Raw genomic sequence first — 20061 nt, 5'->3', positions numbered from 1 at the left:
GCAAATTTGCTACGAATCGGTAACAAAGGCGGAATCTAGTCGCCCCGGGGAAGGCCTGTCAAGGCAACCCGAAGGCGTGCCGGGTGAGGCCGAAGAGGAAGGATCAGGCTTGCAGGCGGGCCAGCAGTTCGGGGCTGAGGCCGTGATAACCGGCCCCGTCCGGGCCGGCAGCGGCCGGACGCGAGGTTGCAGTGCGAATCGCACGGGCCGCGGCCGACACATTGTCGATCACCGCGAAAGGCAGGCGCCGGGCCAGCGCCTCCCCCATGCCGGCCAGCGCGGCGCCACCGATGATGACGGACTCGGCACCGGACGCGCTGCGCACTTGGCGGGCCGCCGCTTCGAGTCGATCAAGCGCACGCGGCGGATCAGCCAGCAGCTCTGCCCCCGACTCGCTGAGTACCTGCAGGCCGGCGAGCTGATCCTGCAGCCCCGCCGCCGCCGCCCGCCGCTGCAGGATCGGCGCCCAGCGCGCGCCCCCGGTGACGATGGCAAAACGCCCGGCCCTGGCCGCCTCCTGCATGGCCGCTTCAGCCAACCCGATCACCGGACAGCCGGCCAGCTCGCGCAGGGCCTCGAGGCCGGGATCTCCAAAGCAACCGATCAGGATCGCGTCATAAGCCCCCTCCTGGCAGCTCCAGGCATCCAGCACGGCATGCGCGGCAATCGCATAGGCCGCTTCGGAGGCGATGTAGGCGGCGCCGAAGCGGGCCGTCACGCAGTCGAGCTGCCAACACTGCCCCAGCATCGGTGTGATGTGCTCACCCAGCGCCCGGGTGACGTGTGCGCTGGTATTCGGATTGATGATCAGGAGGCGCACGATGTTCAGCCCTGACGGAACATGAACTCGATGTCCGGCCCCGGCACCGGCTCACGCTCGAAGGAAATGTGTTCGAGCAGATGCTTCAGGTGTTTCTTCATGAGGCTGGCCGCCTCACGCGCATCTCTGGCCCGGATCGCCTCGACCAGGGCCTGATGCTCGTCGCAGCCGCAGCTGTGCTCATGCACCCGCAGCGGCGCTTTGCCGCGGCGCCCCGGCGGGCGCTGGCCGAAGGTCATCAGGATCAGCGAGGTGCGCGAGATGAGTTCGTGCAGGATCTTCTCCAGAGTCGCATTGCCTGCGCCCTGCGCGATCTTCATGTGGAACTCGCCGGACAGACGGATTGCGGCGCGCCGGTCACCGCGGTGGTTGGCTGCCTCTTCCTCGGCCAGCAAGGCGATCAGGCACTCAAGCTCATGCGTGTGCGCCTGGCGGATGAAGCCCGCGATCAGGGAAGGCTCGATCAGCATCCGCGCCTCGAACACTTCACGCGCATCGGCTGGCGTGGGGCTCGCGACGGTTGCGCCACAATTGTGGGTCTGCACCACCACCTGCTCGGCCGCCAGGCGCACCAGCACCTGGCGGATGCGCGTGCGCGACACGCCGAAGGCCCGCCCGAGCTTTTCCTCGGTCAGGCGCGTGCCCGGCGCCAGGCGATGATCGAGCACCGCCCCGATGAGCTGCTCGTAGATGTCCGCATCACTCAGATGAGCGGGCGCCGAAACGCGCTGTTGGGGCGTGCTCATCCGCGCCTCCCGCTGCGCCGCCGGCCCAGGGCCGCGAGGCCGAGCGCCAGCGCCACGACCACAAAGGAAACCAGGGTGGTGATCGTGCCAAGGGCGTAGATCACCGGCGTGGTCACCGTGGTGGTGAGGCCCTGCAACTCCAGCGGCAGGGTATTGAGATCGCCGATGGCCTGCGAGGAGCGCGCGATCTCGTCCCACGACAGGGTGAAGCCGAACATCGCCACGCCGACCACTGCTGGCCCGATCAGGGGCAGCACCACATGGTGCAGGGTTTGCCAGGGCGTGGCGCCGAGATCGCGGGCAGCCTCCTCATAGGCGGCGTTGAAGCGGTTGAACACGGCAAACATGATCAGCAGGCCGAACGGCAGGGTCCAGGTCAGCTGGGCGCCCAGCGCCGAGGTGTACAGCCCCATGCTGGTGTTGAAGCCCTCCAGCGTTTCGAACCAGCCCAGCCACTCGAAGAAATGCTTCAGCGCGCCATCGAAGAGGCGAAAGGACAGGCCGATGCCCAGCGACACGATGATCGAGGGCATGATCAGGCTGGCCACCGTGACATAGAACAGCGCCCCGCCGCCGCGCAGCGATTTGCGGAAGGCCAGCGCGGCACTCACTGCGAGCAGCACCGTCAGCGAGGTCACCAGCAGACCCAGCTTGAAGGAACGCAGCAGGGCTGCGCCGATATCGATCACGCCGATGCCCTTGAACAGCTCATGAAACCAGTGCAGCGACAGGCCATTGAGCGGGAAGGTGAGGCCCCCCTCCGGGCCCTGGAAGCTGAGCACGAAAATGGTGATCGTCGGCCCGTAGAGAAACAGCAGGAAGAGGCCGAAAAAGGCGGCCAGCGCGTAGAACCCGGGGCTGCGTTTGCCGTCCATCTCAGAGCTCCTTGCGGATATCGACGAGGCGCGTGAGCCCCCAGATGATCATCAGCACCACCGCCAGCAGGATCACCGCATTGGCGGCAGCGAGCGGGAACTGCAGATAACTGGTCTGCACCTGGATGATCTTGCCCACCGAGGCGATCTGCTGCCCGCCCATCACGCCGATGGTCACGAAATCCCCCATCACGATGGTGATCACGAAGATCGAGCCGATGATGATGCCGGTACGCGAGAGCGGCACGATCACGTTCCACAGGATCTGCCAGGTGTTCGCTCCGGCATCCAGCGCGGCCTCGATCAGGGAACGATCGATGCGCATCATCGAATTGAAGATCGGCACGATCATGAACACGGTGTAGAGATGCACGAAGGCCAGCACCACCGAGAAGGGCGAGTAGAGCAGCCAGTCGACCGGCTGCGACACCAGCCCGGTGCTGAGCAGAAAATCATTGACCAGGCCATTGCGCCCCAGCAGAGGCATCCACGAGATCATGCGGATGACATTGGAGGTCCAGAACGGAATGGTGCACAGCACGAACAACAGGGTCTGCATCGCGCTGCTGCGCACATGGAAGGCCAGGAAGTAGGACACGATGAAGCCGATGCCGAGCGTGCAGCCCCAGGCCAGGAAGCTGAACTTCAGTGTAGACAGATAGGTCTTGAAACTGACACACAGCTCTGCGGTATTGCTGCAGCCTTCGAAGATGGCGAGATAGTTCTTGGCCGTGAAGGCCGGGATCATTTCGTATTCGGTGGCATCCCAGAAGCTCACCGCGAGAATCAGGCCCAGCGGCAGGATGAAGAACAGCAGGAAGACCAGACTGTAAGGCGTGGCCTGGACCCAGCCGGGCAGACCGTGTGTGCGCCAGCGCGCGCGCATCGGACTGGCAGCGGTTTTCATGTAGCTGTTTTCCATCTTTGATACCTGGAATTAAAGGTCGGGCAGGCGCCCGGCCAAAGCCGGGCGCAGAGCGCACATCAGGCGGCGACGAACTCGTTCCACTTGCGAACCATGTACTCGTTCTCGTCCATCACCGCATTCCAGCAGGCGATGCTGCCCAGGCGCTGCTCGTAAGAGCCGCCATCGCGCAGCGCACCGGCCTTGGCCAGCACATCGCCGTTAGGCGACTTGATGTCCTTCGCGGCCGGCTTGCCTTCCATCCAGTAGGCCCACTCATAGGCTTCCATCTTGGCCTTGGCGGTATCCAGCACGGCGCTGTAATAGCCCTGGCGATTGAGGTAGGCGCCGGCCCAGCCATCAAGGAACCAGTTGATGAATTCATACACCGCATCAGCCTTCCTGCCCTTGACGCTCTTGGGCACGCCGAAACCGGCCGCCCAGGCACGATAGCCTTCCTTGAGCGGCTGGAAATTACAGGCGATGCCCTTGGTGCGCACGGCGGTGACGGCCGGCGACCACATCGACTGGATCACCACTTCGCCGGAAGCCATGAGGTTCACGCTCTCGTTGAAATCCTTCCACAGGGCGCGGAACTGGCCGGCCTTCTTGGCTTCGATGAGGGTCTTGATGGTCAGGTCGATCTCGGCGCGGGTCATGTTGCCCTTGTCCGCATACTTGTGCAGGCCCATGGCCTCCACCACCATCGCCGCATCCATGATGCCGATCGAGGGGATGTTCAGGATCGCCGCCTTGCCCTTGAACTCGGGGTTCAGCAGCTCCTTCCAGGAGTCGATCGGGCGCTTGATCAGGTCCGGCCGGATGCCCAGGGTATCGGCGTTATAGACCGTGGGAATCAGGGTCATGAACTGGGTCGGGGTGGCCGAGAATTTCTTCGAGTCTGCCCCCTCGAGGAACATCACCTTCTTCGGCGCGGTGCCCTGGTCACCCACCTTCTTGCCACCGATCTCGCCCTTGGTGAACAGCGGCGTGATCTTGTCCGCATTCTTGATGCGCTTGGCATCGATGGCGAGCAGATTGCCCGTGGGAATGATCTTCTTGAGCGAGAAATACTCGGTGTCGATCAGATCGAAACTGTTCGGTGCGGTCACCGCGCGCTTGGTGACTTCATCGGTCGTCACCGGGATGTACTGGATCTCGATGCCGGTATCGGCCTTGAAGCGGTCAGCAATCGCCTTGTCCTGATTCACGGCCGTGCCGAGGTAGCGCAGCACCAGTTTTTCCTGCGCGTGAATGGCCGGAAACACCCCGGCGGCCAGGATGCCGGCGGTGCCCTTGAGCAGCAGGCGGCGCATCGGGTTGGCGGCCTCGGCGGCCTCAAGGGTGTCGGGCGTGCTGGATACTTGCTCGGTACTGCCGGAATCGATCTTCGCCATCATCTTCTCCATTCAAGGCTACGCAAGGGTGCCGGCCGGTGCCGGCAGAAAAAAGCTCAGGCCAGTGCGTGCGCGTCAGCGCTCGTCCAGCTCACATGTACCGACTCCCCGGCCTGCCAGGGCGCGGCAAAGAATTCCTGCTCGGGCACCACCACCGAAAACTCGCTGATCGCCTCGTGAGCAAGCTCAACCAGCACATAAGTGCCCTGGTATTCGACGGCCGCCACCTGCGCCGCCACGCTCGCCCCCTCGGTGGGCGCGCTGCGCGCCAGACGCATGCGGTCGGCACGCACCGAAATCTTCTGACCGCCGGCTTCGAGCACGTTGTGACCACCGATGAAGCGCGCCACGAACACACTGGCCGGGGCGTTGAAAAGGGTGTGCGGGGTGGCCACCTGCTCAATGCGGCCGGCATTCATGACCACCACCTGATCAGCCAGCGCCATCGCCTCTTCCTGCGAGTGGGTGACATGCACAAAGCTGAAGCCCAGCTCGCTCTGCCAGCGCTTGAGCTCGGCACGCATGCGGATGCGCAGGAAGGGGTCCAGCGCCGACAACGGCTCATCGAGCAGCAGCACGCGCGGCTCGGTGATCAGGGCGCGCGCCAAGGCCACGCGCTGCTGCTGGCCGCCGGAGAGCTCGGAGGGTTTGCGCTGGGCGTATTGCCCCATCGCCACGCGCTCGAGCAGGGCCTGGGCACGGCTATGGCGCTCGGCTGTGGCCACACCCTTCATCTTGAGACTGAAGGCCACGTTATCCAGCACCGACAGGTGCGGGAACAGGGCGTAGCTCTGGAACATCATGGCCGTGCCACGCTCGGCGGCCGGCAGCAGCGTGATGTTCCGGTCGCCCAGCAGGATGTCACCATCGCTGGCCGTTTCGTGGCCGGCGATCATGCGCAGGGTGGAGGTCTTGCCACAGCCCGAGGGCCCCAACAGGCAGCAATAGCTGCCGGAAGGAATACTCAGGTCGATGGCATCCACCGCCGTGACCTGGCCATAGCGTTTGCTGAGTTTGATCAGCTCGAGTTCAGATGCCTTGTGTGCCATGCGCTCCCTTTCTGCTTGAAAACACTAAGCACGGCGCATGCCAAAAACAAAAACTCTTACCTTTCAGTAACTTACAAAAACATGCTGATATTTTTGCATACAAAACGTCTGGCGACATGCACGCCGGCGGTGCCCTGCCCCGCTCCGGCGCACCAGGCTCAGGCGCAGCTCACAGCGCCGCGCACAGGCCATCCGCACGCGGATCGCTCGCCCCCTCGATCAGCCCGCCGGGATGCACGGACACCGCACCGGCGTGGCCCATCATGTCCTCGAAGTCACCGACGATCTGAATGTCATGCCCGGCCGCGCTCAACGCCTCATACAGCGCCGGCGCAAAACGCGACTCCAGTTTCAGGTTGGTCGACTCTTCGCCCCAGGTGCGGCCCAGCAGCCAGCGCGGTGCCGTCACCGCGGCCTGCAGGTCCTGGCCGAACAACACGTGGCGCGAGAACACCGCGGCCTGGGTCTGCGGCTGGCCTTCGCCGCCCATCGTGCCGTAGGCGATGACGCGACCGTCCTTCAACTGCGCCAGCGAGGGGTTCAGGGTGTGGAAGGGCAGGCGCCCCGGCATGAGCGCATTGGGGCCATCGTGCAAGGTAAAGCTGGCGCCGCGGTTCTGCCATTGCACGCCGCTTTCGTTCAGCACCACGCCGCTGCCGAACTCCCAGTACACGCTCTGGATGTAGCTCACCACGTTGCCGTGGCGGTCGGCCGCGCCCATCCAGATGGTGTCGCCGGGCTTGGCCAACTCGGGCCAGGGCGCGGCGCGCTGCAGGTCGATCTGACTCGCCTCGTGCCGCAGTGAATCCGCAGCCAGAAAGGCCTGCGCGTCGGCGTGCATATAGCGTGGGTCGCCACAGTGCGCATTGCGCCAGCGGAAGGCGCGCTTGGTGGCCTCGACCAGGCCGTGCACATGGGCGAAGGACTCGCCCTCCCTGATCCCCAGCTGGTCAAAGATGCCGAGGATGGCCAGGGCGCTGACGCCCTGGGTGGGTGGTGGCAGGTTGTAGCTGCGCCCCACGCCCAGCTCCACGCACAGCGGCGTCACTTGCTCGGCGCGGTAGCTTTCCAGATCGGCCAGGCGCAGCGGGCTGCCCAGCGCCTCCAGATCGCGCGCCAGGCTGCGTGCCACATCACCGCGATAGAAGTCCTCCAGCCCGGCACGCGCCAGCTGCTCCAGGGTGGCGGCGAGGCGCGGCTGGGTCTGCGTATCGCCGACCCTTGGCAGCCCCTGGGGGGCAAAGGTTTCGGCGAAGCCCGGCACGACTTCCAGCTCATGCCATTTGGCGGCGGTGAGCTGGGCCTGCGAGCGCGTCACCGGTACGCCAGTCTGCGCATGATGAATGGCGTCGGCCAGCAGGCGTTCCAGTGGCAGCCTGCCGCCCAGGCGCGCCGCGACGTCCAGCGCCTGCGCCCAGCCGCCGATGGCGCCGGCCACCGTCAGTGCGGCACGCGGGCCCCGCGTGGGAATGCTCTTGTCCTGAATGTAGAAGCTGCGCTCGGCCAGTTGCGCGGCCGGGCCGCAGGCGCGGATCGCGACGGGCGCCTTGCCCGGCTCGGCAATCAGCCAGAAGCCGTCGCCGCCGATGCCATTCATGTGTGGGTAACTCACCGCAATCGTGGCGGCGGCCGCGACCATTGCCTCCACCGCATTGCCGCCCTCGCGCAGCACCGCCGCGCCACTCTGCGCTGCGAGATGATGCGGCGCCGAGACCATACCACCGCGCGCCAAGCTTGCTTTCAGCATGTTCAGCCTCCGAATGCGCTCAGGAACATCTTGAGCGAAGTGAGCGACAGAAACACCGCGAAGACACGCCGCAGCAGCGCCGGTGCGATGGCGTGCGCAGTACGCACGCCCCAGGGTGCGGTAAGCATGGAAGCCGGCACGATCAGCGCGCAGCCAATCAGGCTGCAATAGCCCAGACTGAACGGCGGCAGCAACGGATTGCCCCAGCCTGTCGCAATGAAGCCCAGCGCACCCGGCACGCCAATCAAAATGCCCACCGCCGAAGCGGTGCCCACGGCGCGCCGCATCTCGACGCTGAAGGCACTCAGGATGGGCACCGACAGGGTGCCGCCACCAATTCCCATCAGCACCGAGAACCAGCCGATGAACAGCCCGATCGGCGCCCGCAGCAGCGGCGAGGCCGGCAGCGCGGATGCCAGCACCCAGCTGTCGCGGCGGAATGCCATGTAAATGGACACCAGCAAAGCAATGATGGCGAAGATCAGGATCAGGGTCGTGCCGCTGGCCTTGCCGCCAAAGATGCTGCCGGCCACCACGCCGACCAGGATGCTGGGCGCCAGCGCGCGCAGCAGCTTGGGGTCCAGCCCGCCCTTGGCGTAATGCGCGCGCGCCGAGGTGATGGCAGTGGGGATGATGATGGCCAGCGAGGTGCCGACCGCCAGATGCATGCGGATCGCCTCCGGCACATCGAGGGCCGGGAACAGCATGTAGAGAATCGGCACCACGATGATGCCGCCGCCCACGCCCAGCAAACCGGCGAGGAAACCGGACACGCAGCCGGTAAGCAGCAGCGCAACGGCGAACAATGCAATATGGGTAAATTCGAGATTCATGATGGGTCTGATTTGATCGGGTTTGTGTGGCCTTGCGGCTCAATCCATCCAGGAGACATGCGCCGCCACCACCCGCCAGCCCTCGGGCAGGCGCAGCCAGGTCTGGGTCTGGCGGCCGACGCGAGCCACGCCTTCGCGCGTGAACTCGGTACAGGCGGTGGCGAAGTCCTCGCCGTACGTCGTGATCACGGTGTTGCGCAGGTGGCGCGCGAGGCCCTGGGCCGGGCGCGCGGCGCGGAAGGCCTGGATCGCAGCGTAGCCGTAGAGGTTTTCGCTCGCGCCATAGCGCACGGTGTGCGGGCTGCGCCAGAACAGCTCGTCGAGCACCGCCACCGCGTTGCCGGTCAGCGCCGCTTCGTAACGCGCAAAGGCCGCCCGGACTTCGGCCAGAACATGCGGCAGGTTGATGACTCCGTTCTCCATCGTCATCCGTGCGCTCCCAGATAGGCTTTGGCCAGCGCCGGGTCGGCGGCGATCTCGGCCGCCGTACCGCGCGCCACGACCTGGCCGTTTTCCAGCACATAGGCGCGATCAGCCAGGGCCAGGGCGAGTGCGGCCATCTGGTCGACCAGCAGCAGGGTCATGTTCTCGCCGCGCAGGCGATCGAGCGCCGCGAAAAGCTCGGCGATCACCTTCGGCGCGAGGCCCAGCGAGGGCTCATCCAGCAGCAGCACGCGCGGCTGACTCATCAGTGCGCGGGCAATCGCCAGCATCTGCTGCTCGCCGCCCGAGAGCAGGCCGGCGCGCTGGTGCAGGCGCTCGCGCAGGCGCGGGAAGCGCGTCAGCATCTCCTCCACGCGTTGCTCGCGGCCTGCGGGACGCAGGAAGGCGCCGAGGCGGATGTTGTCCAGCACCGAGAGCTCGGGGAAGACCTGGCGCCCTTCCGGCACCAGCACCAGGCCTAGGCGCACGACCTGCTCGGCCGGCAGGCCGGTGAGCTCCACGCCGCCCAGATGGATGCCGCCTTGCAGAGGTTTGTGCAAGCCGCTGAGGCTGCGCATCAGGGTGGACTTGCCCGCCCCGTTGGCGCCCAGCAGCGCCACCATCTCGCCCGCGCGCACCTGCAGATCCACCGCGTGCAACACCGGCTCGGCGCCGTAACCGGTGCTGAGTCCGCCCACGCCGAGCAGCTCCGGGCGCTCGGCGCTCATCTGGCGCGCCGTGGCCGGCGCGATCTGCAGCGCGTCAGCCTCGCCCAGATAGGCGCGGCGCACCGCCGGGTCCTGCTGGATTTCGGCCGGCGTGCCGCGCGCCAGCAGCTGGCCGGCATCCAGCACCACGATGTGATCCGAGATCTCCATGACCAGCGCCATGTCGTGCTCGACCAGCAGCACGCCGATGCCGGCCGCGGCAATGCGCCGCAACAGCGCCGCCAGCAAGACCTTGTCCTCGCGCGACAGGCCGGCCGCCGGCTCGTCGAGCAGCAGCACCTCGGGGTCGCTGGCCAGCGCACGGGCGATCTCCACCAGGCGCCGGTCCACATGCGCCAAGCCACCGGCCTTAAGGCTCAGCGCGCCCTGATAACCGCACCAGCGCAGCAGGCTGGCGGCCCGCTCGCGTGCCGCCGCGCCGCACACCGCCTGGCGCCCGAGCAAGGCGCCGAGGCGACCGCGCGGCAAGGCCAGGGCCACGTTATCGAGCACGCTGAGGCTGCCGAAGAGCTGCGAGGTCTGGTAGCTGCGCGCCACCCCGGCGCGCGCCACCCGGCAAGCGCCCTGCCCCTGCAGGGCAGCGTCATGCAGCAGGAAGCGCCCGGCGCTGGGGGTGTAGAAACCACTCAGCATGTTCAGCGCCGTGCTCTTGCCAGCGCCGTTCGGGCCGATCAGGCTGGTGACCTGGCCCGGTTGAACCTCGAAGGAGAGTTCGCTCACCGCCCACACCCCACCGAAGATCATGCTCAGCTGCTCGGCGCGCAACACCCCGCGACTGCGCGCCGACATCTCCAGCGCCGGCGCCGGCCCGTCTGCGGGCAGGCTTGCGGCACGTCCCAGGCGCCGCAGCAGGGCGGCCGACAGTTGGCGCAAAAGCCCCACCATGCCCTCGGGAGCGGCCCACAGCACCAGCAGCAGGAGCAGGCCGAAGAACAGCAGGCGGTATTCCTCCAGGCTGGACAGGAGCTCCGGCAGCACACCAACGATGATCGCGCCAACGATGGGCCCGGCCAGGGTACCCGAGCCGCCGATCATGACTACCAGCACGAACAGGATGGACTGGATGAAACCGAAACTGCTCGGCGTGACAAAACCAGACAGCGGCGCATACAGACCGCCAGCCAGCCCGGCCAGCAAGGCCGACACGGCAAAGGCCACGGTCTTGATGACAAGCGGGTTGAGACCGATGGATTCGGCGGCCGTCTCGCTGTCGCGCACCGCACGCAGGGCCGCGCCCCAGCTGCCACGCGCCAGTAGCAGGTAGGCGCCAAGCGCCAGCGCCGCCGTGATCACCGCCAGCACCGCCACCGCGCGCTCGCCGCGCAGGGCCGCGCCGAGCGCCGGAGCAACGATGCCCATGATGCCGTTCTGGCCACCGGTGAGCCCACGCATCTCGACCATGCTGTGCTCCACGATGAAACCGAAAGCAATCGTGATCATCGCCAGATAAGGCCCCTTGGCACGCAGGGCTGGTAGCGCCAGCAGCGCTCCGATGGCGCTGCTCAACAAGGCCGCCATCGGCCAGGCGGCCCAGAAGCTCCAGCCGGCCCGGGTGGTTAGCACCGCCACGCCATAGGCGCCCAGGGCGTAGAAGCCGACATGGCCAAAGGACACCTGACCGGAGAGGCCCATCAGCACGTTGAGGCCGATGCCGACGATGGCCAGCAGGGCCACGTTGGCCAGCACGAAGACGTAGTAGCCGTTCAGCGTGCAGGCCAGCAGCAACGCCGTCATCACACACAGCAGCGTGAACACGAGACGTGAGAGGCCGCGGTCATTGCGGCCGGTAATGACATTCGGGTGGATTGACATGGCGGGCACGGAAAAGGTCGGATTCAGTGGGCTCATACCTTGCGCACCTCGGCGCGGCCGAACAGGCCGTTGGGACGCAGAGCCAGTGCGGCAATCACCAGCGAGAAACTGATGATCTGGGTGTAGCCGGAGCCCAGGGTGGCGGTGACGATGGCCTCCACGCCGCCGAAGATCAGCCCGGCCAGCATCACCCCCCAGGCGCTGGAGATGCCACCGAGGATGGCGACCGCGAAAGCCTTGAGGCCGAACAAGGTGCCCATGTCGGCATGCACATTCATGAGCGGCGCGATCAACACCCCGGCAATGCCAGCGAACAGGGTGGACAGCGCAAACGCGGCCGCCACCACGCGGCGGATCGGAATACCCATCAGGCGCGCTGCATCGCGGTTCTGCACCACCGCCAGCATGGCGATGCCCCAGCGCGTGCGGCGGGCCACGAAATGCAGCACGGCGGCAAGCAGCAGGCCGATGACAGGAATCAAGACCTGCAAGGGATACACGCCCAGCCCCAGACCGCCGAGTTCGATCGGTGTCTGCGCCAGCATCGAAGGCAGGGAACGCGGCTCCTTGCCGAAGGAGAACATCACCAGGTTATCCAGCACGATGCCCAGCGCCACGGTGGACATCAGCCAGGCATCCGAGCCGCGACTGGCGAAGGGCCGCACCGCCACGAATTCGACCAGCAGGCCGTACAGCGCACACAAGGCCAGCGCCAGCAGGATCGCCAGCGGCATCGGCCAGGCCAGCGCCTGGGCGAAACCAAAGGTCAGCACCGCGCCCAGCATCATCGAGCTGCCCTGGGCGAAATTGACCGTGCCGGAGACGGCATAGGTGACATGGAAACCCAGTGCCATGAGGCCATACATGGCACCCAGGCCGAGGCCGGAGATGAGGGCGGAGAGGAGAAGCATCGGCTGCCTTGCGAAGTGATTGTTGGGGCGGTCAGAAAAGCCGTCGTTCCCGCCATGGCAGGAACGACGGCCAGACGCTTATTTTTTCGTCATGCCGACCGGCAGGATGAAGTCATCAATGAAATAGGCCCACACGTAGTCGTTCTCCGTCAGCGCGTCATGCACTTCGGGCGAGAAGGGCTTCACATAGGTCTTGATCAGGCCTTCGTAGCGGTCGATCTTGTAGAAGCCCTGGCGTACCGCGTCGCCCTCGGTGGAGCCGGCCTTGGTGATTGCCTGTGCGGCCAGCTGCATGCCGTCGTAGGCATTCGCTACGCCCACTGCCGGGGTAATGTCATCCACGCCCTTGATGTCCGGGTACTTGGCCATCAGGGTCTTGATCAGGCGCTCGCCGACCGGGTTCTGCTTGCCGAAGAAGCTGTAGGTCTGCACGAAGTGCACGTTCTTGGCGTTCGGTCCGGCCAGCTCGGTGAAGCGGCCACCGGCCGGGCCCCAGTGCGACACCACCGGCACCTTCCAGCCCATGCGGTCGAGCGATTTCACGACCTGCGCCGAGGGGCCCACGTTGCCGACCATGAACAGCACGTCGGCGCCGGCGGCCTTGAGGCGCGTGAGCTGCGGCACCACGTCCACATCATTGGCCTCGAACTTCTCGCTGCCCACCGCCTTCATGCCCTTGGCCGCCAGGGCGGCATTGAGGCCCTTCTCGTTGGATTCGCCCCAGGCGTTGTTCACCAGGATCATGCCGGGCTTGCTCGCCTTGAAGGTCTTCTGCGCATAGGCCAGCATGCCGCGATCGACGATCTCGTCCACCGCCGATACGCGGAAGGCGAAATTCGGCTTGGCGCCGTTCTGGGTGATCGGCGTGCCGGCGGCCCACGGCCCCATGAAGGGCACCTTCTCCTGGTTGGCCATCTGCACGATGGCTACCGACACCGGCGTATCCAGGCCGCCGAACAGCACCGCCACCTTCTCCTTGTAGATCAGCTCGCGCGCCGCGGTCACGCCCTTGGCCGGGTTGCCTTCGTCATCGCGGCGCACCAGTTCGATCTTGCGCCCGCCGAGCAGGCCGCCCTTGGCGTTGATTTCCTCGATGGCGACCGTCATGCCACGCGTGATGGCCTCGCCGGCCAGCGCGGACTGACCGGACAAGGCCGTCACCAGACCAATCTTGATCGGGTCGGCGGCGTGGGCCAGCGGCAACATGAAACAGCCGGCCGCGGCCAGGGCGGCGGTCAGAACGCTACGTCGGGTGATGCGGGTCATGAAGATTCTCCTGTGATCGGGACATGGGCAGGCCTGCGGGCCTCGCCGACATCGAATGCAGGAAGCGTGCCCATTGCGGCCAATCAGCAACAAACATTGAAAACACAACATAAACGCGATTGTCGACAATCTGGCACGACACATGCTCACACTCCACCAAGCGCCTGATTGGCGATTAGCTGCACAGATTCAGTGCAAAAAATGGAGATCGAACATGAATTCCGCTTCAAAACCGGGCATCCAGCCCTCCGCAGAGATCGGCCGTCAGGCCGGCGAGCTGGTCGAAGAATTCCTGCGCATCATCATGATTCCGGACCCGGAGGGCGCGCGCGCCTTCACCGCGCCGGACCTGCGCATCCGCTTCACCGGCGGCCGCGAAATGCAGGAGCCGGCCGACTGCAGCGCCTTCAATGCGGGCCGCTACGCTTGGGTCAAAAAGCGCTTCGAGCGTACCGACGTGGTGGCCGGCGCCACGGCGGACGAGGCCATCGTCTACAACATCGGCACGCTCTACGGCGCCTGGCCGGATGGCACGCCCTTCGAGGGCAATCGCTATGTCGATCGCTATGTGGTGAGCCAGGGCAAGATCGTCGAGATGCAGGTGTGGAACGACAGCGCCGAGTGGCTGCTGGTGCGCGCCGGCCTCGCCCAGGCCTGGCCCTCGCCGATGGGAGCCGGCGCATGACGCACCCCATGCTGCCCCCCCTGCCGGACAGCGGCCGCTTCCGCTATCAGGCAATCACGCAGCGGCCGGACTACCGCTGGCCGAACGGCGCCAGGCTGGCGGTCTACATCGGCTTCAACCTCGAGCACTTCGCCTTCGGCGAGGGGCTGGGCGCCTGCATCGGCCCGGTCTCGCCGCAGCCCGACGTACTCAACTACAGCTGGCGCGAATACGGCAACCGCGTCGGCGCCTGGCGCTGCCTGGAACTCTTCGAGGCGCTGGCCCTGCCCACCGGCGCACTGATCAATACCGCGCTCTACGATCACTGCCCGGAGCTGGTGGCGGCCTTCGCCGCACGCGGCGATGAGCTGATCGGCCACGGCCACAGCAACGCCATGCGCCAGGGCGAACTCGATGAAGTCGGCGAGGCCGCCCTGCTCGCCGCCTGCCGCGCCCGCATGGCGCAGTGCAGCGGCGCGGCGCCCGCCGGCTGGCTCTCGCCGTGGATTTCGGAGAGCCGCGCCACGCCCGATCTGCTGACAGAGACCGGCTACCAGTACACGCTCAACTGGTGTCACGACGATCAGCCGGTGGCGATGACGACACGCAGCGGAAAAAGGCTATGGGCCATCCCCTATCCACAGGAAGTGAATGACATTCCGATGATCATGGCACGGCAGATGGACGGCAAGGACTTCGCCAACCTAATCATCGACAACTTCGACGAGATGCAGGCGCAGGCACAGCGCCAGCCGCTGGTGATGGGCATCGCACTGCACCCTTACATCGTCGGCCAGCCCTACCGCCTGCGCCATCTGCGGCGCGCCCTGCAGCGCATCGCCGCCGCCCGCGATGCGGGCGAAATCTGGCTCACCACGCCCGGCGCGATCTGCCGCCATGTGGATGAGTTGTTCCCGGCCTGAGTCCAATGCGCGCAACCACCGCCACAAACCCGTCGCTCCTGCGCAGGCAGGAGCCCAGGAACTTTGCACTTCCTTCGAACTCGCGAACCGCGTCGAAAGACGCTGGATTCCTGCCGGCTCAGGCATGACGGTCTTCACATCAACTTCCTTGCAAACACTCATGACGACTCCAGCCCCCCTCCCCTTCGAAGACAGCATCGGCGCCTGGGTGCCGCACGGCAAGTTCAGCCTGCCGCCCACCGCCAGTGGCCCCCTCGACGGCCTCAGCTTCGCCGCCAAGGATGTCTTCGACGTGGCCGGCCATCCCACCGGCGCCGGCAATCCGCAGTGGCTGGCCACCCACCCAGTACCCGAACAGCATAGTCCGCTGATCACCCGGTTGCTGGGGGCCGGTGCCACCCTGCATGGCAAGACATTGACCGACGAGCTGGCCTACAGCATCCACGGCGACAACATCCACTACGGCATGCCGGTCAACAGCGCCGCCCCCGAGCGCATCCCCGGCGGCTCTTCGAGCGGCTCGGTGGCGGCGGTGGCCGCGCAACTGGTGGACTTCGCGCTGGGCACCGACACCGGCGGCTCCACCCGCGTGCCGGCCAGCTACTGCGGCGTGTGGGGCCTGCGCACCACCCACGGCCTGCTCTCGCGCGACGGCCTGGTACCGCTGCATCCGGGTTTCGATACCGCCACCTGGTTCGCGCACGACGCGGGCACTTTCGAGCGCGTCGGCCAGGTACTGCTGCCCCCCAGCACCTTCTCTGCAGCTCGCCTGCTCGTGCTGCGCGACGCCTGCAGTCTGGCCGACGCCGCCTTCGCGCCGGCCCTGCAGGCCGTCCGCAGCGCCCTGGCCGACTTCTGCACCAGCACCGAAACGCTGGACATCGCCGCCCCGCAGAGCCTCGAGCACTGGCGCCAGACCTATGTCACGGCCGGCGCTTTCGAAGGCTGGATGAGCCATGGAGACTGGATCAGCCGGCATGCACCGGACTTCGCCCCGGCCATCGCCGCACGTTGGCAGCAGGCCGCCAGCGTCAGCCAGGATCAGGCCGAGGAAGCCTTCGCCCAGCGTGCCGCGATCCGCGCCAGGGTGCGCGCCAGCCTCGGCACAGACGGCATCGCCCTCCTGCCCTCAGCTGCCAGCGTAGCGCCGCTGCGCACGGCAGGCGGCGCCGAGATCGACGAAATCCGCCTGCGCACCCTGCGCATCGGCTGCATCGCCGGCCTCGCCGGGCTGCCCCAGGTAAGCATTCCGCTACGCAGTGCGGCCGGCCTGCCGATCGGCATTTCCCTGCTCGGGCCGGCCGGCAGCGACTTGGCCCTGATCCGCCTGGCACGCCAGATCCACCAGCAACTGGCCGCCTGAGCAAGACGCCACACGCTCTGCGACACAGAGCTGTGGCATGCTTGTTCAATCAGACACAGCCGGATTGTCGACAATCCAATCACTCAATATGGCCACCCGAAGCTCCCGCAGCAAAACCGCCCTGCCCGTGACCGAACTGCCTGGCCTCAAGCCGGGAGACGATATCGAGACCCGCATCTACAACACGGTTTTCGAGAGTGTCATGACCCAGCGCCTCAAGCCCGGCACCAAGCTGCCCGAGGCCTCGCTGTGCGAACTCTTCGACGTCAGCCGCGCCACCGTGCGCAAGGTGCTGCAGAAGCTTGCACATGACCACATCGTCGAGTTGCGCGTGAATCGCGGCGCGGTGGTGGCCGCACCGAGCCCCGAGGAAACCCGCCAGATCTTCGAGGCACGGCGCTATCTCGAAGCCTGCATCGTGCGACTGGCCGCCAGCACGGCCAGCCGGGCCGACATCGCCAGCCTGCGTGCCCAGCTCAAGCAGGAGCACGAAGCCATGCACCGATTTGCCCAGCCGGAATGGGCCCGGCTGGCGAGTGCCTTTCACCTGCGTCTGGCCGAAGTGGCCGGCAACACCATCCTGCAGCAATACCTTATGGAACTCGTCTCGCGCTGCTCACTGATCGTGGCGCTCTACGAACCGCCGGGCAACGCCGCCTGCGAGCACGATGAGCATGCCCGCGTGGTGGATTACATCGAAAAGGGCGATGCGGAACGCGCAGTCAAACTGATGGATGAGCACCTGCGCACGCTCGAAGCCAATGTCTGCGTTCAGCCCGAGGCCGAAGACAACAGCCTCGCTCGCATGCTTGGGATGTAATGGAAAAACCCTAAAAAGGGTGGTAGCGCTTAAGTTTCACGCTGTTTGCGACGCTAACAGGCAGAGAGGTCTACTTTTGGCCCACGCCCCCGAACCGTCGCCCAGGAATACATCATGAAACTCTCCAGCAGACTGGTACTGATCATCGGCAGCGCCCTCATCGGGTTGCTCCTGATCGCAGGCATCGCCTTGCAGATCATCCGCAGCACCATGGCTACAGAGCGCGAGAACCAGACACGCACCCTGCTCAACCTGTCGGTTGGGATCCTCAAGCACTTTCATGAGATGGAAACCAGCGGCAAGCTTTCGCGCGAGGAAGCACAGGCCCGCGCCAGCCAGGCCCTGCAGGGTCTCAAGCACGAAAATGACTATGTGTTCGCGCGTACAGACGAGAATGTGCTCGTGGCACACGTCAAAACAGACCGGATCGGCAAGGTGGATCTCGGCTCCAAGGTTCCTGATGGCCGCACCACGGTAGAGGTCTACCGTGATGCGCTCACCAAAGCAGACCCCGCTTTCGTCACTATCTACACCACCCGCCCGGGCAGCGACAGCAAGGCAGCACAGCTACCCAAGCTGAATGGCGTCACACGCTTCGCACCGTGGAGCTGGACAGTGGGCACCGGCTTCTTCATGGACGATATTGATGCGGCCTTCCGGCACTACGCCCTGCTGCTGCTGCTGGCGGGCCTGGTCATCATTGCGGTCAGTGCCAGCCTGGCCGTCGTGATGGCGCGCAACATTTACCGCCAACTTGGTGGCGAACCGGACATGGCTACCGCCGCGGCCAACCAGATCGCGACCGGCCACCTTGGGCAACATCTGCCAGACAGCCATGAGGGCAGCCTGCTCAATGCGCTCAAAAGCATGCAGACCAATCTGCAAAGCATGATCGCCAGCATCAAGCACAGCGCCCAGTCGCTGAACTCGGCGGCCAATGACATCGCTTCACGCATGGATGTGATCCGTGAGTCCTCCGGTCACTCTTCTGAAGCGACCGCCGCCACCGCCGCCGCCATCGAGGAAATGACCGTCAGCGTGGGGCAGATCGCAGACAGCGCTCACGAAACCGAACGCAGCTCCGGCCGCTCGGCCGAGCTGGCGGCGAGCGGTAGCCAGCGTGTAGCGGCCGCCGCCGAAGCGATCCATGCAGTGTCAGGGACCGTGGCCGACGCCTCGGACAAGATCGTTGGTCTGGCGGATCGCACGCGGCAGATCGACGGCATCGCCAACACTATCAAGGAAATCGCCGAGCAGACCAATCTGCTGGCCCTCAATGCCGCCATCGAAGCCGCCCGCGCCGGTGAGCAGGGGCGCGGCTTTGCCGTAGTGGCCGATGAGGTGCGCAAACTGGCCGAGCGCACCACCAAGGCCACAGCCGAAATCACCCAGACTATCGCGGCGGTGCAGGCTGACACTGACTCTGTGGTGCACAGCATGAACACCGTGCGCCCTCTGGTCGAGAAGGGCGTGACGCTTGCAACTGAAGCAGCCGAGGCACTCGACGGCATCAACCGCGAAACCGGCGAGACCTTGGCCAAGATCCACGATGTGGCGCACGCGACTTCGGAGCAAACCGCAGCCAGCAACAGCATTGCCACCAATGTGGAGCGCATCGCCCGCATGGTGGAGGACTCGGACTCCGCCGTCCGCAGCGCCAGCGATACAGCCCGCCAGCTCGCCGCGCTCGCCACCGAGCTGAACACGGCGGCAGCGCGCTTCAGCACCTGAACCCCGGCGGAGGCCATGCGAGGCATGGCTGAAGAAAGGATCTGGTCACATGGCCGGCTGAGGCCGGCCTTCTCCATTTCTCCGCCCCCCGTCCTGGAGGGCAGGGCTGGGGAGGTCCGGTCTTCAGCGCACGAGCGCCTTGACCTGCTCGGTCCAGGCCGTGGTCGGCCGGCCGATCAGCCGACTCAGCTGCTTGCCCGCATCGAACAGGCCATTGCGCGAGGCGCCGGTATCCGATTCGGCAAGCAACTGGGCCAGCCCCTCGGGCAAACCAAAGCCGGTCAGCGCAGCCTTGAAATCCGCCTCGGACTGATTCAGATACACCACCGGCTTGTCCGACTGCCGCGCCAGCTCGGCCGCCAGCTGGCCCAGGGTATAAGCCTCATCCCCCGCCAGTTCATAGATACGGCCGGCCTGATGCTCACGCGTCAGCACTTCCGCTGCCGCCTCTGCATAGTCGACACGCGCGGCGGAAGCAATCCGGCCCTCACCGGCGCAGCCCAGCAGCACCCCATGCTCGATCGCCGCCGGCGCGCTGGCGAGATAGTTCTCGGTGTACCAACCATTGCGCAGGAACGCATAAGGCAGGCCGGAATGGCGGATCAGGGCTTCGGTTTCCTTGTGCTCGGAGGCCAGTGGCAGCGGCGACACATCCGCGTGCAGGATGCTGGTATAGGCCAGCAACTGGATGCCGGCCTGTTTGGCGGCTTCGATCACGGCGCGGTGCTGCGGCACACGCTGACCGATCTCATTGCCGGAAATCAGCAGCAGTCGCTCCACGCCGCTCAGCGCCGGCAGCAAGCTTTCCGGGCGGGTGTAATCAGCCTGGCGTACCACCACGCCGCGCGCAGCGAAATCCGCCACCTTGGCCGGATCACGCACCAGCGCGACGATCTGGCCGGCCGGCAGCTTGCCCAGCAGGGATTCGATGACGAGGCGGCCAAGCTGGCCGGAGGCTCCGGTAATGGCAATCATGATCTTTACTTCCTTTTGTTGAGGGGAAGCGGCAGAATAGCCAACACACTAACTATTTGTAAGTACGCACAGAA

Annotated in this window: 18 protein-coding genes and 1 pseudogene; 5 read left to right on the top strand and 14 right to left on the bottom strand. The window is 65.9% G+C overall.

The genetic code is table 11. The features are described 5' to 3' along the window. Positions 1 to 103 precede the first annotated feature (103 nt). The 13 genes and pseudogenes from Q3Y64_RS16130 to Q3Y64_RS16075 form a co-directional block, all read right to left on the bottom strand. Positions 104 to 820, bottom strand: coding sequence for an aspartate/glutamate racemase family protein (locus tag Q3Y64_RS16130; protein WP_303563369.1), 717 nt, complete (start codon positions 818 to 820; stop codon positions 104 to 106). Positions 821 to 825: 5 nt separating this feature from the next. Further along, positions 826 to 1566: a GntR family transcriptional regulator gene (locus Q3Y64_RS16125; protein ID WP_303563368.1), complete on the bottom strand. Its 741-nt coding sequence runs from the start codon at positions 1564 to 1566 to the stop codon at positions 826 to 828. Beyond that, on the bottom strand, positions 1563 to 2441 hold the full coding sequence (locus Q3Y64_RS16120; protein WP_303563366.1) for an ABC transporter permease: 879 nt from the start codon (positions 2439 to 2441) through the stop codon (positions 1563 to 1565). The genes Q3Y64_RS16125 and Q3Y64_RS16120 overlap by 4 nt, the downstream gene beginning before the upstream one ends. A gap of 1 nt (position 2442) precedes the next feature. Then, positions 2443 to 3348 (bottom strand): ABC transporter permease, encoded by a 906-nt coding sequence (locus Q3Y64_RS16115; protein ID WP_303563364.1) that lies wholly within the window; start codon positions 3346 to 3348, stop codon positions 2443 to 2445. 77 nt (positions 3349 to 3425) lie between these two features. After that, entirely contained in the window at positions 3426 to 4754 is a 1329-nt protein-coding gene (locus tag Q3Y64_RS16110; protein ID WP_303563362.1) for a PotD/PotF family extracellular solute-binding protein, read from the bottom strand. A gap of 44 nt (positions 4755 to 4798) precedes the next feature. After that, positions 4799 to 5791 (bottom strand): ABC transporter ATP-binding protein, encoded by a 993-nt coding sequence (locus Q3Y64_RS16105; RefSeq protein ID WP_303563360.1) that lies wholly within the window; start codon positions 5789 to 5791, stop codon positions 4799 to 4801. Positions 5792 to 5960: 169 nt separating this feature from the next. Continuing rightward, entirely contained in the window at positions 5961 to 7538 is a 1578-nt protein-coding gene (locus Q3Y64_RS16100; RefSeq protein WP_303563358.1) for a gamma-glutamyltransferase family protein, read from the bottom strand. 2 nt (positions 7539 to 7540) lie between these two features. Further along, positions 7541 to 8371 (bottom strand): sulfite exporter TauE/SafE family protein, encoded by an 831-nt coding sequence (locus Q3Y64_RS16095; RefSeq protein ID WP_303563356.1) that lies wholly within the window; start codon positions 8369 to 8371, stop codon positions 7541 to 7543. Between the two features lie 39 nt (positions 8372 to 8410). Next, the gene (gene hpxZ, locus Q3Y64_RS16090) at positions 8411 to 8800 is read right to left on the bottom strand and encodes an oxalurate catabolism protein HpxZ (RefSeq protein WP_303563354.1); all 390 of its coding nucleotides are present in this window, start codon (positions 8798 to 8800) and stop codon (positions 8411 to 8413) included. Beyond that, positions 8797 to 9522 (bottom strand): ABC transporter ATP-binding protein, encoded by a 726-nt coding sequence (locus tag Q3Y64_RS19525; RefSeq protein ID WP_368506663.1) that lies wholly within the window; start codon positions 9520 to 9522, stop codon positions 8797 to 8799. Before Q3Y64_RS19525 ends, hpxZ begins: the two co-directional genes overlap by 4 nt. 42 nt (positions 9523 to 9564) lie before the next feature. Continuing rightward, positions 9565 to 11256 (bottom strand): annotated as a pseudogene (locus Q3Y64_RS16085) (ATP-binding cassette domain-containing protein); the annotation flags it as partial. A 110-nt stretch (positions 11257 to 11366) separates the two neighbouring features. After that, on the bottom strand, positions 11367 to 12245 hold the full coding sequence (locus Q3Y64_RS16080; RefSeq protein WP_303563350.1) for a branched-chain amino acid ABC transporter permease: 879 nt from the start codon (positions 12243 to 12245) through the stop codon (positions 11367 to 11369). A 78-nt stretch (positions 12246 to 12323) separates the two neighbouring features. Further along, complete coding sequence (locus Q3Y64_RS16075) at positions 12324 to 13511, bottom strand: ABC transporter substrate-binding protein (RefSeq protein ID WP_303563348.1); 1188 nt, start codon at positions 13509 to 13511, stop codon at positions 12324 to 12326. Positions 13512 to 13725: 214 nt separating this feature from the next. Between Q3Y64_RS16075 and Q3Y64_RS16070 the strand changes: the two genes are divergently transcribed. The 5 genes from Q3Y64_RS16070 (at position 13726) to Q3Y64_RS16050 (ending at position 19012) form a co-directional block, all read left to right on the top strand. Further along, a complete protein-coding gene (locus Q3Y64_RS16070) occupies positions 13726 to 14196 on the top strand; it encodes a nuclear transport factor 2 family protein (protein ID WP_303563346.1) in 471 nt (156 codons plus the stop codon). Continuing rightward, positions 14193 to 15098: a polysaccharide deacetylase family protein gene (locus Q3Y64_RS16065; protein ID WP_303563344.1), complete on the top strand. Its 906-nt coding sequence runs from the start codon at positions 14193 to 14195 to the stop codon at positions 15096 to 15098. The genes Q3Y64_RS16070 and Q3Y64_RS16065 overlap by 4 nt, the downstream gene beginning before the upstream one ends. Positions 15099 to 15258: 160 nt before the next feature. Beyond that, positions 15259 to 16461: an amidase gene (locus tag Q3Y64_RS16060; RefSeq protein ID WP_303563342.1), complete on the top strand. Its 1203-nt coding sequence runs from the start codon at positions 15259 to 15261 to the stop codon at positions 16459 to 16461. An 88-nt stretch (positions 16462 to 16549) separates the two neighbouring features. Further along, entirely contained in the window at positions 16550 to 17281 is a 732-nt protein-coding gene (locus tag Q3Y64_RS16055; protein ID WP_303563340.1) for a GntR family transcriptional regulator, read from the top strand. A gap of 114 nt (positions 17282 to 17395) precedes the next feature. Further along, positions 17396 to 19012, top strand: coding sequence for a methyl-accepting chemotaxis protein (locus Q3Y64_RS16050; protein WP_303563338.1), 1617 nt, complete (start codon positions 17396 to 17398; stop codon positions 19010 to 19012). A 123-nt stretch (positions 19013 to 19135) separates the two neighbouring features. Here the strand turns inward: Q3Y64_RS16050 and Q3Y64_RS16045 are convergent, their stop codons facing one another. Next, entirely contained in the window at positions 19136 to 19987 is an 852-nt protein-coding gene (locus tag Q3Y64_RS16045) for an SDR family oxidoreductase (RefSeq protein WP_101941724.1), read from the bottom strand. Between the last annotated feature and the right edge of the window lie 74 nt (positions 19988 to 20061).

Origin of the sequence: Uliginosibacterium sp. 31-12 (genome assembly GCF_030548425.1) — a bacterium.
In the GTDB taxonomy this organism is placed as follows: Bacteria; Pseudomonadota; Gammaproteobacteria; order Burkholderiales; family Rhodocyclaceae; genus Uliginosibacterium; species Uliginosibacterium aquaticum.
Note: the sequence above shows the minus strand (reverse complement) of the source record. Positions and strands in the feature narration are given on the sequence as shown.

Excerpts from the sequence above, each read along its gene's own strand:
- Q3Y64_RS16050 (WP_303563338.1), top strand. The coding sequence starts at position 17,396 with ATGAAACTCTCCAGCAGACTGGTACTGATCATCGGCAGCGCCCTCATC.
- Q3Y64_RS16125 (WP_303563368.1), bottom strand. The coding sequence starts at position 1,566 with ATGAGCACGCCCCAACAGCGCGTTTCGGCGCCCGCTCATCTGAGTGAT.
- Q3Y64_RS16120 (WP_303563366.1), bottom strand. The coding sequence starts at position 2,441 with ATGGACGGCAAACGCAGCCCCGGGTTCTACGCGCTGGCCGCCTTTTTC.
- Q3Y64_RS16080 (WP_303563350.1), bottom strand. The coding sequence starts at position 12,245 with ATGCTTCTCCTCTCCGCCCTCATCTCCGGCCTCGGCCTGGGTGCCATG.
- hpxZ (WP_303563354.1), bottom strand. The coding sequence starts at position 8,800 with ATGACGATGGAGAACGGAGTCATCAACCTGCCGCATGTTCTGGCCGAA.
- Q3Y64_RS16045 (WP_101941724.1), bottom strand. The coding sequence starts at position 19,987 with ATGATTGCCATTACCGGAGCCTCCGGCCAGCTTGGCCGCCTCGTCATC.
- Q3Y64_RS16070 (WP_303563346.1), top strand. The coding sequence starts at position 13,726 with ATGAATTCCGCTTCAAAACCGGGCATCCAGCCCTCCGCAGAGATCGGC.
- Q3Y64_RS16115 (WP_303563364.1), bottom strand. The coding sequence starts at position 3,348 with ATGAAAACCGCTGCCAGTCCGATGCGCGCGCGCTGGCGCACACACGGT.
- Q3Y64_RS16100 (WP_303563358.1), bottom strand. The coding sequence starts at position 7,538 with ATGCTGAAAGCAAGCTTGGCGCGCGGTGGTATGGTCTCGGCGCCGCAT.
- Q3Y64_RS16075 (WP_303563348.1), bottom strand. The coding sequence starts at position 13,511 with ATGACCCGCATCACCCGACGTAGCGTTCTGACCGCCGCCCTGGCCGCG.
- Q3Y64_RS16055 (WP_303563340.1), top strand. The coding sequence starts at position 16,550 with ATGGCCACCCGAAGCTCCCGCAGCAAAACCGCCCTGCCCGTGACCGAA.
- Q3Y64_RS16065 (WP_303563344.1), top strand. The coding sequence starts at position 14,193 with ATGACGCACCCCATGCTGCCCCCCCTGCCGGACAGCGGCCGCTTCCGC.
- Q3Y64_RS16095 (WP_303563356.1), bottom strand. The coding sequence starts at position 8,371 with ATGAATCTCGAATTTACCCATATTGCATTGTTCGCCGTTGCGCTGCTG.
- Q3Y64_RS16060 (WP_303563342.1), top strand. The coding sequence starts at position 15,259 with ATGACGACTCCAGCCCCCCTCCCCTTCGAAGACAGCATCGGCGCCTGG.
- Q3Y64_RS19525 (WP_368506663.1), bottom strand. The coding sequence starts at position 9,522 with ATGAGCGCCGAGCGCCCGGAGCTGCTCGGCGTGGGCGGACTCAGCACC.
- Q3Y64_RS16110 (WP_303563362.1), bottom strand. The coding sequence starts at position 4,754 with ATGGAGAAGATGATGGCGAAGATCGATTCCGGCAGTACCGAGCAAGTA.
- Q3Y64_RS16105 (WP_303563360.1), bottom strand. The coding sequence starts at position 5,791 with ATGGCACACAAGGCATCTGAACTCGAGCTGATCAAACTCAGCAAACGC.